The 16262-nt window shown below is 39.6% G+C and carries 22 protein-coding genes; 20 read left to right on the forward strand and 2 right to left on the reverse strand.

The features are described 5' to 3' along the window. The 3 genes from ACVPON_RS04830 to ACVPON_RS04840 all read left to right on the forward strand — a co-directional run. Positions 1-621, forward strand: a 621-nt coding sequence (locus ACVPON_RS04830) for a hypothetical protein (RefSeq protein WP_462876699.1), incomplete at its 5' end; no start/stop codon positions are given. Next, the gene (locus ACVPON_RS04835; RefSeq protein WP_462876701.1) at positions 618-926 is read left to right on the forward strand and encodes a hypothetical protein; all 309 of its coding nucleotides are present in this window, start codon (positions 618-620) and stop codon (positions 924-926) included. The genes ACVPON_RS04830 and ACVPON_RS04835, both read left to right, overlap by 4 nt. Before the next feature lie 433 nt (positions 927-1359). Then, on the forward strand, positions 1360-2073 hold the full coding sequence (locus ACVPON_RS04840) for an RHS repeat domain-containing protein (protein WP_462876702.1): 714 nt from the start codon (positions 1360-1362) through the stop codon (positions 2071-2073). A gap of 10 nt (positions 2074-2083) precedes the next feature. Here the strand turns inward: ACVPON_RS04840 and ACVPON_RS04845 are convergent, their stop codons facing one another. Continuing rightward, the gene (locus tag ACVPON_RS04845; protein WP_462876704.1) at positions 2084-2269 is read right to left on the reverse strand and encodes a hypothetical protein; all 186 of its coding nucleotides are present in this window, start codon (positions 2267-2269) and stop codon (positions 2084-2086) included. 145 nt (positions 2270-2414) lie between these two features. On the opposite strand from ACVPON_RS04845, the gene ACVPON_RS04850 reads away from it, so the two are divergent. The 11 genes from ACVPON_RS04850 (at position 2415) to ACVPON_RS04900 (ending at position 10140) form a co-directional block, all read left to right on the forward strand. After that, a complete protein-coding gene (locus ACVPON_RS04850) occupies positions 2415-2801 on the forward strand; it encodes a barstar family protein (protein ID WP_462876706.1) in 387 nt (128 codons plus the stop codon). A 42-nt stretch (positions 2802-2843) separates the two neighbouring features. Beyond that, positions 2844-2951: a hypothetical protein gene (locus ACVPON_RS04855; protein ID WP_462876810.1), complete on the forward strand. Its 108-nt coding sequence runs from the start codon at positions 2844-2846 to the stop codon at positions 2949-2951. Between the two features lie 13 nt (positions 2952-2964). Beyond that, positions 2965-3516 carry a hypothetical protein gene (locus tag ACVPON_RS04860; RefSeq protein WP_462876708.1) on the forward strand — a complete coding sequence of 184 codons (552 nt, stop codon included), beginning with the start codon at positions 2965-2967 and terminating at the stop codon, positions 3514-3516. 58 nt (positions 3517-3574) lie between these two features. Beyond that, positions 3575-3946: a ribonuclease domain-containing protein gene (locus tag ACVPON_RS04865; RefSeq protein ID WP_462876710.1), complete on the forward strand. Its 372-nt coding sequence runs from the start codon at positions 3575-3577 to the stop codon at positions 3944-3946. Position 3947: 1 nt separating this feature from the next. Then, positions 3948-4334, forward strand: a complete 387-nt coding sequence (locus ACVPON_RS04870; protein WP_462876712.1) for a barstar family protein — start codon at positions 3948-3950, stop codon at positions 4332-4334. 42 nt (positions 4335-4376) lie between these two features. Continuing rightward, entirely contained in the window at positions 4377-4973 is a 597-nt protein-coding gene (locus ACVPON_RS04875) for a TipC family immunity protein (RefSeq protein WP_462876714.1), read from the forward strand. 543 nt (positions 4974-5516) lie between these two features. Then, positions 5517-6599, forward strand: a complete 1083-nt coding sequence (locus ACVPON_RS04880) for an ABC transporter substrate-binding protein (RefSeq protein ID WP_462876716.1) — start codon at positions 5517-5519, stop codon at positions 6597-6599. A gap of 49 nt (positions 6600-6648) precedes the next feature. After that, entirely contained in the window at positions 6649-7491 is an 843-nt protein-coding gene (locus ACVPON_RS04885) for an ABC transporter permease (protein WP_462876718.1), read from the forward strand. Further along, complete coding sequence (locus tag ACVPON_RS04890) at positions 7488-8261, forward strand: ABC transporter permease (protein WP_462876720.1); 774 nt, start codon at positions 7488-7490, stop codon at positions 8259-8261. The genes ACVPON_RS04885 and ACVPON_RS04890 overlap by 4 nt, the downstream gene beginning before the upstream one ends. Positions 8262-8265: 4 nt before the next feature. Next, the gene (locus ACVPON_RS04895) at positions 8266-9264 is read left to right on the forward strand and encodes an ABC transporter ATP-binding protein (protein WP_462876722.1); all 999 of its coding nucleotides are present in this window, start codon (positions 8266-8268) and stop codon (positions 9262-9264) included. Positions 9265-9324: 60 nt separating this feature from the next. Next, positions 9325-10140: a metallophosphoesterase family protein gene (locus ACVPON_RS04900; RefSeq protein ID WP_462876724.1), complete on the forward strand. Its 816-nt coding sequence runs from the start codon at positions 9325-9327 to the stop codon at positions 10138-10140. A 220-nt stretch (positions 10141-10360) separates the two neighbouring features. On the opposite strand, the gene ACVPON_RS04905 is transcribed toward ACVPON_RS04900, so the two are convergent. Continuing rightward, positions 10361-10546 (reverse strand): 4-oxalocrotonate tautomerase, encoded by a 186-nt coding sequence (locus ACVPON_RS04905; RefSeq protein WP_462876726.1) that lies wholly within the window; start codon positions 10544-10546, stop codon positions 10361-10363. A 154-nt stretch (positions 10547-10700) separates the two neighbouring features. Between ACVPON_RS04905 and ACVPON_RS04910 the strand changes: the two genes are divergently transcribed. The 6 genes from ACVPON_RS04910 to ACVPON_RS04935 all read left to right on the forward strand — a co-directional run bounded on the left by ACVPON_RS04910 (position 10701) and on the right by ACVPON_RS04935 (position 16262). Next, on the forward strand, positions 10701-11270 hold the full coding sequence (locus ACVPON_RS04910) for a thymidine kinase (protein WP_462876812.1): 570 nt from the start codon (positions 10701-10703) through the stop codon (positions 11268-11270). Between the two features lie 245 nt (positions 11271-11515). Then, on the forward strand, positions 11516-12595 hold the full coding sequence (prfA, locus tag ACVPON_RS04915) for a peptide chain release factor 1 (RefSeq protein WP_462876727.1): 1080 nt from the start codon (positions 11516-11518) through the stop codon (positions 12593-12595). Then, a complete protein-coding gene (gene prmC, locus ACVPON_RS04920; RefSeq protein ID WP_462876729.1) occupies positions 12595-13431 on the forward strand; it encodes a peptide chain release factor N(5)-glutamine methyltransferase in 837 nt (278 codons plus the stop codon). Before prfA ends, prmC begins: the two co-directional genes overlap by 1 nt. Continuing rightward, positions 13424-14029, forward strand: coding sequence for an L-threonylcarbamoyladenylate synthase (locus ACVPON_RS04925; RefSeq protein WP_462876731.1), 606 nt, complete (start codon positions 13424-13426; stop codon positions 14027-14029). Before prmC ends, ACVPON_RS04925 begins: the two co-directional genes overlap by 8 nt. Beyond that, the gene (gene glyA / locus ACVPON_RS04930) at positions 14026-15282 is read left to right on the forward strand and encodes a serine hydroxymethyltransferase (RefSeq protein ID WP_462876733.1); all 1257 of its coding nucleotides are present in this window, start codon (positions 14026-14028) and stop codon (positions 15280-15282) included. Before ACVPON_RS04925 ends, glyA begins: the two co-directional genes overlap by 4 nt. Positions 15283-15287: 5 nt before the next feature. Then, positions 15288-16262 carry a nucleoid-associated protein gene (locus ACVPON_RS04935; RefSeq protein ID WP_462876735.1) on the forward strand — a complete coding sequence of 325 codons (975 nt, stop codon included), beginning with the start codon at positions 15288-15290 and terminating at the stop codon, positions 16260-16262.

Here is a 16262-nt window from a genome sequence, read left to right on the forward strand (position 1 = left end):
CTAGTTGATATTGTGAAAGGAAGTAAGGTTGTATCACGAATCAATAAAACGGTAGATGTTGTCAAGGGTTCTAGGGCAGTATCTAAGGCGAATAAAGCAATTGATTCTAGTAAAGCCTATCTCAAATCTGGATTTAACAAGCTCCTAGATACCCCTCTTTCATTCTCTCCGCAACTGGCAACAGCAGGTGGTTCTGCCATGAATAGGGGAGGAAGTACCCTACGAGAAATGGGGCAGAATGCCAAGAAAGGATTTGACAACTTTGTTCAAGCCTTTGCCAAGAATGGAGATGAAGTTGCACAAGGAACGGGGAAAGGAAGTAGTAGAACCTCGAAATCAGTTGGCAATATGAATGAATTTCTTGATTCAGATTTTGGTAGGGAAATAGGTGATAGTTTGCAGAAAACTAAAAAGAGGTATGATGGTCAGACTGTTTATAAAGTGACAGAAAATATTGGTGACTTGAAAAAAGGAGATCAGTTATACTTAGATGGATTACATAAAGACCATTTGGAAGTGTTTACTAAAAATGGAAAAATAAGAAATGTTTTAAATTTAGATGGTTCTGTGAATATTTCAAAAACTGAACAAGCATTGAAACAGGTTAGGAGGTTAAAATGAGCTTTGAGGAAATGTTACATCAAATAGATAAACTAATTATTATGTTAAATGAGAAAGAAGAGTTCTCTAAGGAGTGTATTCAAGATGTTGAAGCTTCGACTAAAGTCTTTATACCTAAACACATTGATTGGCTATCACAAGCCATATCTGATATGAATAATGTATTGGAGGGGGAGAATGATTCTGTTAATAGGGAAATTTTATCTAAAGTGATAGTAAGTATTCATAATTTAGCACTTGATTTTGAGGAACTGGAAGAACAACTATTAGATATTTCCGAGCAATTTGATAAGAATCGGAAATAATCTGTGGAATGATGCTAAGAAACTTTATCACAAGCTTGAGAGATTTATAGGGAATACGATTAATTCTGCTATTCATCTTGGAAAAACTGAATTAGTAACAACTAATAGAGAAGGAGGTAGTGTAATTGTACTTCCGTGGTGCTGTTGGCGATTGAGCTAGTTATCGAGGACTATGAAAACGCTCGAAATTATTTCTTCGTTTTCCGTCCTCTCTTTCCTAGCTCCCCGCCCACCTATGGAGCTATACTCCATAGGTGTTTTCCACATCACCACTATGCTTTTAAAAGTTGTCATATAAAAGCAAGATAAGGAATAAAACTGTTCTACTTACTTTATTCGTAAAAGTAAAATAAAAATACAGAAAGATAAATAAATTTTTTATTATATAGAACATATTTCGTAATATACTGATTATCTCGGTCAAGTAGAGACCATGACAGTATCCGACAAGGCAGGCAAGGAATTATCGAAACTCACCTACACCTATGACCTAGCAGGAAACAAGCTGACCAGCACAGAAGAAGTAGAGGGCAAGGAAGAAGAGACCCGCTTCACCTATGATGATAACAATCGCCTGATTAAGCTAGAGACCAAGGACGGAACGACCACCTATACCTATGATAAGAACGGCAACCGCATCTCATCAAAGAAGAATGATGACAAGCTAGACTACATCTACGACACCGAAAACCGCCTCCTTGCGGTCAAGGACAAGGAGGGGCTTCTGATGGCAGCCCTCTATGACGGGGATGACAATCGGGTCTTTACTGCTAGCCGTAAGAAAGGTAAACATACCTATCAGCTCTTCAAGCGTGAGGACAAGAAGAAATCGCCCTATACAGCACCAGCTGGTGAGGAGCCGAGCCTCTTCTGGTATGGCTTTAGCCAGAATGTCTTACAGGCATTGTCTACCCTACCGCAGACGGTGGGGACTATCTGGCATGAGCTCTTTGACGATGTGTCGACTGCCTACCACCAGAAAGTAGCGAAAGACCGGGCGACCAAGGAGGGGCTAGTGGTCAATCCACCAGATCTTGGAGATCTGCCGGGTGAGGGTCAAGTGACCTATGCGAGCGAGGTCAAAGAGGTTCTCATTCCTTACACCACACGAGAGGATCGCTTTAACTACTACGAAGAGCGTAACTAAGTTAATGACGTCAATCGCAAGCATACCGAGGTACTCCAGACCTATGACCGAGACTTAAAACCATACCTATGGACAGGGCAGAAGCTCTTATCTCAACCATGAGACGAGTGACCAGTATCACTACCTGACCAATCAGGCAGGAACCGTCACAGGCTTGACCAAGGACGGAGTAGCAGTTGCGTCCAGCCAGTACCAACTCTACGGAGCAAGCAAGTCTAGCACGGACGAGACCCCCCCTTTGCCTACAATGGGGCGCGATAGCCAAAGACTAGTTAGAGATAGTGAGGGTAGTATTTATTATACATGGAATCATTACGATAGTTTTATAAAGGTGGAGTAATATGAGTATTTTAAAGACAATGAGTATGCTTGAAAGAACGGAAATTATTCATAGTGTTCCGAATGAAGTTTGTATAATCACTCTAGATGGTAAATTACTACAAGAAAAGATTCATGCGATAAATTATATATGTAAATCTTTTCAAATTACGAGGAAAGTAACAAATTGGGCAGGTTTAAGGGATGCTCTTAGTGATTCTTATTGGATAAATAATGATGTTACCTATGTGTTTTTGACTAATCAGCAATTGATTTTTCATGATAATTTGAACCTAAGACAAATTTTACTGACAATCTTCTCGGATACTATTGAGTGGTGGAATGGCGATGTTGTAAAATATGTCGTTGGAGGGAAGAAGAAGTCTTTCAGTGTTTATTTAGTTGATTGAAAAAATTGCTCTCTATTTACTTTATTTGTAAGAGAGTATGATATCTATCCTACTGTTAAAGGGAAAACCCGTGGAGCAGAAAGAATTATTATCGGAGATGATGGTTCTGTCTGGTATACAGATAATCATATAAATCATTTATCAGAGTGAGGCAGGGAATACTATGAGTGAGCTACAAGACCTAATATCTATCTTTCGAAAGCAGAATATTTGCATAGAAGATGGGTTAACACAAAATGAAATTAAGGAGTTGGAAGAGCTATATCAGGTTAAGTTTTCAAAAGATTGGATAGATTTTTATAGTCAAATACTTCCTATAGGAGAAGGATTTTATAACTGGCGGGACAAAGGTGTTGAAAATGTTCAATTTATAAAAGAAATTTTTTTAAAACCTTATGAGGATATAGTGGCTTGTTATGAGGAGATTGAATGGAATGATATTTTGGGGGTAGAGCCACGAAGTTCGCAAGATAAGCGAATGAAAATTAGAACCCTTTTGGAAAAGGCACCTCGTTTAATCCCTATTTATGGGCACCGATACTTACCGATTATGGAAATTGCTGCACCTATCTTATCTATCCATGATATCGATATCATTTGCTATGGTGAGAACTTGTTTGATTATTTTTTCGTAGAATTTGGTTTAAAAAAATATAAAGCGATAAGTTTTGAACGAGTGGCATATGTTCCATTTTGGATGGACGAATTGTATTAAAAATTAATATTTTGACAGGATTTGCCAAAAGTTAAAATGACGCCAAGCTACTCAAGGGATGAACAATGCTTGGGAACAAGTCAAGGCGACAGGACAATCCGTCACCCGAGAAGCTCAGAATATTGAACGCAATTGGACAAAATCCTTAGAGGAAACCATTCGCCATGTCTGCGACCCGAAAGCCACTAAGGCAAAAGATACAGGGGTATCTCCTAAACCTGTCAGCTTTGGAGGGGGAGGAGTTGCCAGCTGGGATAGCACGAGTGGCACAAGTTCTCGTTATCAGTCGAATGCCTCTACCCATAAAGAATACGATGTGAATTCAAAAATTGCTGGCTTAGATCGTGATGCGGAGAGATTCGTCTATGGGAGTGATGGGAGTGTATATTATAGTGATAGACATTACCAAGGATTTGTAAAGGTGGAATAAGATGAACATATTTTGTCAAATAACAGAACAGGAAAAAAAAGTATTGATGCAACGGCTTCCTGTGAAATATATTTTTCTCATCGATGGAAGAAGGCTACAAACTAAATTAGATGCATTTAATATTCTGAGGTCACTTTTTGATATTCCTGATTTAATTTACGAAAATTGGGATGCCCTACGAGATCGCTTACAACGGGACTATTGTATTTGCTATGAAAAAGTATACCTATTTATTGAAAATACGGATGAATTATTGTTGTGTGATGAAGTAAGTAGACAGATTTTATTAGATATTCTAAAAGATACTGTTGAGTGGTGGGATGGCGATGTTGAAAAATATGTCGTTGGAGGGAGGAAGAAGTCTTTCAATGTTTATTTAGTTGATTGAAAAATTTTTCGTATCCCTTACATCACAGCCTAGGAGGTAGATTTGAAAACCCTGAAGATACTAATAGGAATTTTATCTATTCCTGTGATTGTTGTAGTAGGTTGGTATATGGTTACGTATACTAGCTTAAAGAACCCGATAGATGAGATGATTTATTCGGAAGTCACTCGCTTTAAAATCATTGACTTACCTCGTTATAGCCAAGTGGTAAATAGCGATACATCTTATGATTTACGAGATGATGGTAGTTTTACTTTTTTAGGCTATGCGTTGAATAATTTACAGCCGAATGAACATGTTAGCATCTACGTAGATAATCTAAAACAATTTGTGCTCTCCTATCAACTGTCGTTAAAGGATAATCAAATCCTATTTATTGAGAATGTTTATGAGGAAAGGAGAAAAATAAAACAGTATATATATATCTTGACTGAAGATGGAGAGAACAAGATAGATATGTCAAAAGAGTTTTTTCACATTCTTTCAGCAAATGGATTTGATAAAATATGGCTTAAAAATAAATCGGAGTTAGTCTTCCATGAGATATTATTACAACCTTGGTTTGAAAAAGGAAGTCGGCGCTATTCTTTTGAACATTTGGGTAATTTGAAGATAGAAGAATCAGATTTACTGAAATAGTTACAGATAGTTTTATTCCTTTCTGAGAAATAAGTTTTTTTATTATGTAGAACATATTCCGTAAGATGCTGATTTTAGAACCAAATCACTATCTAGAAGTTCCAGATTTTGGAACTTTTTTTCTCTGTCTACTTATTGGGTGGTTTGATATCGAAGATACATAAATGTTATCCTTTTATGTTAATTTCTCTGAGGTGGGAGAGGAGGCTAGATTATTTTGATACTCAATAAACATCAAAAGTAGACTAGCTTTCATAATTAAGAATTGTGAAAGCTTGGAAATGAGAGTAGCACCGCTCATTTCCTTATAATATAATCGAAGCCGAAGGTAGAACTGGCGTTCACCAAGGCAAGGTGACGAAGTATCCTTTTGATTTTTAAAGAGTATAAGTTTAACAAAAGAATTACTACCCCTTTATATAGAATTGATAATTTATTGTTAGACTGAAAGTGGGCAAATTCACAAATGGTTTATTTGAGGGATAGCGTTCAAATAAACCAAGCCTGCTACCATTAAATCGTTTATGAAAAAGAGGGGATAAAATGTTAAAAAGAACGTTTTTCATTACACTTGCCACCTTGGCATTAGCTGGCTGTAGCAATCAAGGATCTGTAGAAAAAAGTGTAGAGGATTTAAATCATCTTTCCCTTGAAGAGCTCGTAGTAAAAGCCAAAGAAGAAGGGGAAGTAAATTCATTAGGAATGCCGGATAGTTGGGCGAATTGGAAAGAAACATGGGCAGATATAAAGGAGCAGTATCAGATAGAACATAGTGATACAGATATGTCTTCGGCAGAGGAGTTAGCCAAATTTGAAAATGAGAAGAAAAATGCTTCTGGGGATATCGGAGATGTAGGGATAGCCTTTGGTTCCTTGGCTGTTGAGAGAGATTTGGTTCTAGGCTATAAAACCTCGTATTTTGATGATATTCCTGAATGGGCAAGGGATAAAGATGGCAAGTGGGTGATTGGCTATACTGGGACCATGGCATTCATGAGCGATAGGAAAACGGTCAAGGAGGCTCCGAAATCTTGGAAAGATATCAAGAATGGTGATTTTAAGGTCACCATCGGTGATGTTGAAAAAGCCAATCAGGCTCAGTTTGCTGTTTTAGCAGCAAGTTATGCCTTTGGTGGAGATGAAAAGAACCTACAGCCGGGGATTGACTTTTTTAAAAAATTGGCAGAGGAAGGACGTTTAGTCACCACCTCTCCAGATCTTGCTACCATTGAAAAGGGAGAGCATGAGGTCGTACTGATATGGGATTTTAATGCCTTAAATTATCGGGATCAAATTGATAGGAGTAGATTTGATGTCACGATACCAGAGGATAGATCAGTCATCAGTGGATATGCAACGATTATCAATAAACATGCTAAGAATCCGCACGCTGCAGCTTTAACTCGTGAGTTTATTCTATCTGATGAGGGACAGGATAACTTGGCAAAAGGCTATGCAAGACCGATTCGAGCGAATGCAAAGATTTCAGAAGAAGCAAAAGATAAACTCTTGCCGGATGTGATGTATAAAAATGCAACTCCTGTAAAAGATGCTGAGGCTTGGAATGAAACCTTAAAAGAATTACCCCAAAAATGGCAGGAAGAAATTTCTCCATTGATACAATAAGAGTGTTTGGATGGCGTATAGCACTTGGCGGTTTGTCAGGAGGGAGATTGTGAAAGAAAAGTCACTATTTATTGTCACAATTAGTATCTTATTTCTTTTTATAGCTACATTTTTAGTGTATCCGTTTTTCATCATGTTGCTGAATAGCTTTCAAACCAATGCACAAGATACCTTTAGCTTAGGAAATTATATGGAAATTTTTTCAAAATCAATCTATGTAACTTCCTTTTTAAATTCGATTATCATTTCAGTGGTATCTAGTTTGTTTGCACTTATTTTAGCTGCTGTTTCAGTCAATGTTATCAAATTAAAGTCAAAAAAGTTTCAGAAAAATCTATTAGTGATGGCAAATCTAACCAGCAACTTTGCAGGGATTCCTCTCGCTTTTGCTTTTATTATTTTACTCGGAAATACAGGTGTTCTTATCTTATTAGATGAGTTACTTGGTTGGCACTTATTTGAGCATTTCAATTTATATAGTCGGGATGGCTTGTCACTGATTTATATCTATTTTCAACTGCCCTTAGGCATTATGCTATTGTATCCTGCATTTGATCATTTAGATCAGCATTGGAAAGCAGCGGCAGCGATTTTAGGGGCTAGTGACTTTCAGTATTGGAGGTACATAGGTTTACCCATTATGTTCCCTAGCTTAGTTGGTGTGTTTACCATTATGTTTGCAAATGCAATGGGAGCCTATGCTTCAGTATATGCTTTAACAGGTAGCACCTATAATATCTTATCTGTCCGTATTGGGACAACCGTATCTGGAGATGTTATTGCGAGACCTGAAATTGCTTCAACCTTATCGATTGTTCTGGCCTTCATTTTATTCATCAATATGTTGACAGGTGAGTGGTTAACGACTAAAGTGAGGAGAAATGCGAAATGAAAAAATCCATCAAATCTCTTAGTTTACTCCTATCTTGTCTGTACTTGATCATTCCCTTGCTTGCGACTATCGTCTATTCCCTCTCTAGCAATTGGAGCCATAGTATCTTACCAGAAAGTCTGACCCTTAAATGGTATGGTACGTTATTTTTTAATGTTGATTTTCTTCAATCCATGCTCCATTCGATTCTGTTAGTTGGAGGCGTTGTAAGCATCGCAGTTTTTATCATGGTTCCTGCCATCTACGGCATTGTCCTTTTTTATCCAAAATTAGAGAGAGTGATAAAATGGTCCATCATCGGAAGTTATGCAATGCCTGGGGTTATTTTAAGTGTAGGATTGCTCAAAGCCTATTCAAATAGCCCTATTCCGATGCTTTTTGTTGTGGTCGGTGCCTATTTCACAAGCGTCTTGCCGTTTATGTATCAAGGTATTCGAAATAGTCTGAGAAATATAAACGTTATCCAATTAAACGAAGCAGCTGAAGTACTGGGAGCTAGTAAAATGATAGCATTTAAAAGCATCATTCTCCCGAGTATTATGCAGGGCGTCAAGGTTTCTGCCTTATTAAGCTTTTCTGTTCTATTTGGTGAGTTTGTTGTAATCAATATGCTACTAGGATCGAAATTTAAAACAGTACAAATCTTTTTGATGGAAAATATAAAGAAGAATGGTCATTTTTCAAGCGCCATTGTGGGCTGTTATTTCATTTTACTTGCAGTTGTTGCCTTAGCTGTTTTGAAAATGAAGTCTGGGCCTAAAGAGGAATAGTTGAATGAGTTATATACAGGTAAATCAATTAGTCAAAAAATTTAAGGATAAGGAAGTTTTAAAGTCCTTGAATTTAAAGGTTCAAGAAAGAAGCATAACGACCTTACTGGGACCAAGTGGTTGCGGTAAAAGTACCTTACTTCGTAGCATTGTCGGTCTTCATACGATTGACGGCGGTACGATTCTGATCGATGGCAAAAGGGTGGATCAATTACCGCCAAAGGAACGAAAAATCGGAATGGTATTTCAAAATTATGCCCTCTTTCCCAATATGACGGTTCAAGATAATATTCGTTTTGGACTAGATATGAAAAAAGTGGATAAAAACATAGCGAATGAATCCGTAAAAGAAATCATTCAGCTGGTTGGACTTGAGGGCAAAGAAACAGCCTACCCAAGGGAACTTTCGGGAGGTCAGCAGCAACGGGTAGCCCTAGCGCGGGCCTTGGTGACAAAGCCGAAAGTTCTTCTATTAGATGAACCACTGAGTGCCTTAGATGCCCAAATCAGAAAGAATATTCAAAAATTGCTAAGGCGCTTGCAGTATGAACTAGGCATCACCATGATTTTGGTCACCCATGACCAAGAAGAGGCAATGGCTTTAAGCGATTATATCTATATTTTAAAAGACGGCTGTATTGCTCAAGAAGGGGAGCCTAATGACATCTATAAACATCCTAAATCAGAGTTTATCGCAAAGTTCATTGGTAGCTATAATTTGCTTAATAGTGAGGCTTTTTATGAAATTTTTAAATCTCCGTTAAAGGATGCCTCCTTTGTAGCGATTCGACCGGAGATTTTCAGCCCTGAACCGCTGGAAAATGCCTTTCAAATTGAGGGGGAGATTAGGAATCGTTCCATGTTAGGGTCAATTGTGAGGTATGATATCCAAATAGGCAATCAAATGATTTATTTAGATCGCCTAAATCGCTCGTATCAGCAACTTGATGCAGAAAATAAGATTATTCTCTATGTCAAAGAAGAAGACATGGTGAAAATCTAGTCATGATGCAAACGGCGAAGTTCCTTACAAACCAAGGAATTTAAGAATAAAGGAGAATAGATGTTTAAAATTCTTCAATTAACCGACTTACATTTCGGGGAAATCGATAAAGAGTCTCATCAGAAAGATGAGGCAACAAAAATGCTGATCACTCGACTGGTTCAGGAGCATTCTCCCCATTTCATAGCAATTACAGGTGATGTTATTTGGAGTTTGGCTCCTAAAAGTATTTGTACATTTAGGGAGGTTCTGTCTTTTATAGATGCCTTTCAGATTCCATTTGCAGTAACATTTGGCAATCATGATGCAGAGGCTGATTTTGATCGAAATGTACTAAACGGTATCCTATTGGAGCAGCCTCATTTTAGCCAGCCTACATCATTCTTTAATAGCAATGGTCGTTTGAATTACTATCTTGAGTTTCAAGAAGGTGGGATTGCTCATCGATTATACTTTATGGACTCGGGAGATTATGATGTCCACCAGTTTGGTGACTATGATTTTATACAGCATGATCAAATAGAGTGGCTTGTTGAACATGAAAAGGGATTTGAAGGGGTCAGTCAGTTGTTTATCCATATTCCCATTCAGGAGTATAGCCAGGCAAAGCAATTAGGATGGGCAATCGGAAATCAAGATGAAGAAGTCAATCATTCGGGATTGAATACGGGTCTCTTTAGCCACATCTACCTTCATACAAACATCAAGGCAATCTATTGTGGCCACGACCATGACAATGACTTTTCAGCTGATTATTTTGGAATCAAACTCCACTATGGGCGTGTGACAGGCTTTAATACCTATGGTTCATTAGAAAGAGGCGCACGTCTGATTCTAATGGACAAAGAAAGGATTGAATCATTCATAGTGGAATAGACAGTAGGGTAGCTTCGTTTTAAAATAGCGTGGACGAATAAAGTAATACCTAGCAAAAACTATAAAAACAGACGCTTGGCATTTCCCTCTAAAATCCTATAGAAAACACTCCTGGTTCTAGTTTGTACTAGCGTTAACAGGAGTGTTTTTTACGATGAGGATTTGCAAGGTTTTAAAAGATAGGAAAAGGATGATTGTATTTTATTTTCCTATTTTTTATCTACCCTTTTCGCTTTATCTCTCCATGAGGAAAGTAGCTTCCTTCAGGCATATCATTAATGATAACATGGATCGCTTCTTTGGGGGCTTTAGTCGTGCGAGAGACGACTTCGGTCACTTCACGCGCAAGTCGGATTTTTTGTTCTTCGGTACGCCCTTCAAATAAATCAATTCGTACAAACGGCATAAGATTCTCCTTTTTCTTTGTTAGGACTAGTATAGCACATTGATCGCAAATAAAATAGCCGAACGGAAGCGTTTTTTTCCTTTTCTCTAGTACCGCATTTTCTGAATTTATGGTAGAATGGAATGAAATCAGTTTGATAGATTGGAAAGAAAAAGTGGCTCAATTTTATTTTAAATATGGCTCCATGAATTCTGGCAAGACCATTGAAATTTTAAAGGTGGCACACAATTATGAGGAGCAGGGCAAGAATGTCGTCATCATGACCTCTGCCCTTGATACACGTGCAGGTGTAGGAATTGTTGCAAGTCGTATTGGCATGCAGCGAGAAGCAGTTGCTATTACAGAAGAGATGAATGTCTACGATTATATTGCGAATTTAGCGTCAGAACCCTACTGTGTTCTGATTGATGAAGCCCAGTTTTTAACCAAGCAGCATGTCTATGATTTTGCCCGTGTGGTGGATGAACTGCATGTGCCAGTCATGGCGTTTGGTCTAAAAAATGATTTTCGCAATGAGCTATTTGAAGGCTCTAAGCACTTACTGCTACTAGCTGATAAATTGGACGAAATTAAGACCATCTGTCAATATTGCTCAAAAAAGGCTACCATGGTCTTGCGGATGGTGAATGGCGAACCGGTGTATGAGGGGGAGCAGATTCAAATCGGGGGAAATGAGACCTATGTCCCTGTGTGCCGTAGACACTATTTTAGACCAGAAAGATAGGAGGGATTCACTACCGTTACTGGTAGAGAATGTTTAGCTGATTTTATGACTGATAATGAGCATCATACTTTTCCTATCACTTGAAAGAATAAGTGACAATCTTGTTTGGTTTAGAAAAAGGTATGTTAGAAAGGAATGGAACACGCCCTAAAAGTTGCGGAAAAAAGATAGACTGCTGTACGTGTGGCACTCGCCATTAGTCTCCTATTTTTCTCTTGTTTTCTTTACGGGCTTTGTATCTTATTATGAATATTTATGATCAATTACAGGCGGTAGAAGACCGCTATGAAGAGCTTGGAGAATTGCTAAGCGACCCAGATGTGGTCAGCGATACCAAGCGTTTTATGGACCTATCAAAGGAAGAAGCAGCTACCCGTGACACGGTGACAGCTTATCGAGAGTATAAAAAAGTCCTTCAAACGATTGTAGACGCAGAAGAAATGATTAAGGACGCCTCTGGTGATGCGGACTTGGAAGAAATGGCAAAGGAAGAGCTTAAGGAAGCCAAGGCTGATAAGGAAAGGTATGAAGAAAAATTGAAGATTTTGCTTCTACCAAAGGATCCAAATGATGACAAAAATATCATCTTAGAGATTCGTGGAGCAGCTGGTGGAGATGAGGCGGCCCTCTTTGCAGGAGATTTGCTGACCATGTATCAGAAATTTGCAGAAAGTCAGGGCTGGCGTTTTGAAGTCATGGAAGCGTCTTACAATGGTGTTGGTGGTATCAAAGAGGTCGTTGCCATGGTATCTGGTCAATCCGTTTATTCTAAATTGAAGTATGAATCAGGTGCTCATCGGGTGCAACGTGTGCCTGTGACGGAGAGCCAAGGGCGGGTCCATACCTCAACGGCAACGGTTTTGATTATGCCAGAAATCGAGGAAGTCGAATATGATATTGACCCTAAAGACTTGCGGGTTGATATTTATCATGCTTCTGGTGCAGGTGGTCAGAACGTCAATAAGGTTGCAACTGCTGTACGGATTGTCCATCTGCCAACCAATATCAAGGTTGAGATGCAAGAAGAGCGAACCCAGCAAAAGAATCGGGACAAGGCAATGAAGGTTATTCGAGCGCGTGTAGCGGATCACTTTGCACAAATTGCTCAAGATGAGCAAGATGCAGAGCGTAAATCAACCATTGGTACAGGAGATCGCTCAGAACGGATTCGGACCTATAATTTCCCTCAAAACCGCGTAACGGACCACCGCATTGGCCTAACCTTACAAAAGCTAGATACGATTCTCTCTGGAAAAATGGATGAAGTCATCGATGCCTTGGTGCTCTATGATCAAACACAGAAATTAGAAGAGTTAAATAAATAATGAACTACGCGCAATTGTTTTCACACTACGAAAGCAGATTGGAGGAGCTGGGAGAAGAGCCTGAAAGCCTAACCTATGTCTTTCGGGAATTGAAAAACGTCAGTCTGACAGAATTTGTGTTGCTGTTAACCCAAGAAGTGGCAGCAGAAGATCAAGCCTTGTTAGCAGCTATCTTCCAACAGTTATCCCATCATTATCCAGCCCAATATATTGTCGGCAAGGTCACATTTCATGGTCTCGACTTGAAGGTAGACCCGCGTGTACTGATTCCCCGTCCGGAGACAGAGGAGTTGGTTCAGTTGATCGAAGCTGAAAATCCTACAGAGAATCTTTCGGTCCTAGACCTTGGTACAGGAAGTGGTGCGATTGCAATCAGCCTTGCCCATAGCAAGCCAAGTTGGCGCGTGACGGCTTCAGATATTTCAGCAGATGCCCTTGCGCTTGCAAAGGAAAATGCGCAAGACCAGCAGGTTCAGGTGCACTTTATCCAATCAGATGTCTGGCAGGAAGTCACAGGAAGATATGACATCATTGTTTCCAATCCTCCTTATATTGCTCGAGAAGATGAAGCTGAGGTCGGTTTAAATGTCCTTTACTCTGAACCTCATATCGCCTTATTTGCAGCAGAAAACGGGCTTGCCCTGTATCGCCAAATTGCGGCAGGAGCAGCAGAATTTCTAGCTGAAAAAGGAAAAATCTATCTTGAAATTGGCTATAAGCAAGGTGAAAGAGTTCGTGAACTCTTTCAAAATACTCCAGCCTTTTCAGAGAAGCGTATCCGTGTCTTAAAAGATCAATTTGGACAAGATAGAATGGTGGTGATTGATCATGGATAGGATTGTAGAGCGGTTAAAAAATGGTGGGGGAGTGGTTCTACCGACGGAGACTGTTTACGGTTTATTTGGACGAGCCTTAGATGAAAAAGCTGTCCAATATATCTATGAACTCAAGCAACGCCCGCTCGATAAGGCAATGAATCTGAATGTCGCAACTTTAGAGGATATGCTCGCCTTTTCAAAGGAGCAACCAGCTTGGCTAGACAAGCTCTTTCAGACCTTCTTGCCAGGTCCCTTAACCATTATTTTACAAGCAAATGAACAAGTCCCGCACTGGGTTAATTCTGGCATGAAAACCGTTGGCTTTCGTGTCCCTAGTCACCCGGTGACGCTCGACTTAATCCAAACATTTGGCCCTCTAATTGGACCATCTGCTAATCTCTCTGGGAGGACAAGTGGTGTCTTGTTTGACCAGATTATGCAGGACTTCCAAGGAGAGGTAATCGGGGTAAAAGACGATGACTTCCTAACCGGACGAGATTCAACGATTTTGGACTTGTCAGGGGAAAAAGCACGTATTTTACGCCAAGGCGCTATTACTCGCGAGGATCTTCTCGCCCGACTACCAGAACTCAAGTTTGAAGGAGAATATACATGATTTTTGATAAAGAAGATTACAAGGCTTATGATAAAGAAGTTTGGGATGCTATTTTCGCAGAAGAAAAGCGTCAGCAACACAATATTGAGTTGATTGCTTCAGAAAATGTCGTTTCAAAAGCGGTAATGGCAGCTCAAGGTTCGATTTTGACCAATAAATACGCAGAAGGCTATCCAAGTCGCCGTTATTATGGAGGAACCGAGTGTGTAGATGTCGTGGAAAGCCTAGCGATTGAACGGGCTAAAGAAATCTTTGGAGCTAAATTTGCCAATGTCCAACCGCATTCTGGTAGCCAAGCCAACTGTGCGGCTTACATGGCTTTGATTAAGCCGGGAGACACGGTCATGGGAATGGATTTAGCAGCTGGAGGACACCTCACCCATGGAGCAGCAGTCAGCTTTTCTGGTCAGACTTACAACTTTGTTGCTTATAATGTCGATAAGGAAACGGGCTTGCTAGACTATGATGCCCTTTTAGCTCAAGCCAAAGAAGTAGAGCCTAAGCTGATTGTTGCAGGAGCTTCTGCCTATTCACGGATCATTGATTTTGCAAAATTCCGGGAAATTGCGGACAGTGTCGGTGCTAAGTTGATGGTGGATATGGCGCATATCGCTGGACTTGTTGCCGCAGGCTTGCACCCCAATCCAGTCCCATACGCTCACATCACGACAACAACAACCCACAAAACCCTTCGGGGACCACGGGGTGGTCTTATTTTGACCAACGATGAAGACTTGGCAAAGAAAATCAATTCAGCGATTTTCCCTGGTATCCAAGGTGGTCCACTTGAGCATGTGATTGCTGCTAAAGCCGTTGCCTTTAAGGAAGTGTTGGACCCTGCATTTAAAGAATATGCTCAAAAGGTGATCGAAAATAGTAAAGCAATGGTGGATGTCTTCCTAGCCCATGATAAATTCCGTGTCATTACTGGTGGCACAGACAATCACCTCTTCCTTGTAGATGTCACTCAGGTAGTTGAAAATGGAAAAGTGGCTCAAAACCTCTTAGATGAAGTACACATTACCTTGAATAAAAACTCTATCCCATTTGAAACCTTGTCTCCATTTAAGACCAGCGGTATTCGCATTGGGTCTGCGGCGATCACAGCTCGTGGATTTGGTCCTGCTGAAGCCCGGAAGGTTGCCGAACTGACGATAAAAGCCTTGGAACATGCGGATAATGAAGCAGTTCTTGAAGAAGTGCGGCAGGAAGTTCGTGCTTTAACAGATGCTTTCCCCCTCTATGAGGCTTAATCTTCATGGATATTTATATTAAAGAAGCTGTTATTCATCAATTTAGTCCTGAAGATACAGAATTAGTTCTAGCGGATACTTTATTGACCATTACACCGAAGATTGAAGAGTATCTTCGTAAAAAGATTGAACGTTCCTATTCGGACGAGGCAAAAACGGGGCAATTAGGAGCTGAAAGCCCCTTTCTTGACCATCTGTCAGATGATTTACTATCCAGTTCAGTGGCTATTGCCCGCCTTTGGAAAGAAGAATTTTCTGTTTCTGAACATCTTAAAACCAATGATTTAGTCTTTATTCGCTTTGAAAAAAATGGCGTGGAACAATTTGCCTTTTTACGGATTTCCCTGCGGGAAAATCTGGTTCATGTCCATTCAGAAAGTGCCAGTCCCTTGAAACTCACGCAGAACAATCTTCCGAGTGCAGGAGCAGCGCCTGATGAAGCCTTGATTCTCAACTTACAAACCCATAAATACCATTTGATTGAAAAACGAATCAAGTACAATGGAGCTTTTTTGAATTATTTTTCAGACAATGTTTTACAAGATAGTCCAGCTACCTCTGCTAAGAAATCAATCAAGGCAGTTGAACAAACGGCTCAGAAAATTGCTGAACATTTCAATCAGGCAGATTTTCAGTTCCAATCAAAGGTCAAATCAGCTATTTTCAATCATTTGGAAGAAGACAATGAATTGTCACCTGAAAAATTGGCGAATCAATTATTTGATGATAATTTGACGGCACGTCTCAGTTTTGTAGATGAGCTAAAAGAGGTGATTCCAGAAAAGGTCAGCTTCGAAGAGATTGATAGTAGCCGACAATTAAAAAAATTTGAAAATCAAAAGTTATCTCTCTCAAATGGGATTGAATTGATTGTACCGACCACTATTTATGAAGATGCAGAATCTGTTGAATTTATCCAGAATGAGGACGGGACCTACTCCATTCTCATCAAGAATATAGAAGATATTAAGAGTAAGTAA

This window comes from Streptococcus sp. 1F3 (genome assembly GCF_054968985.1).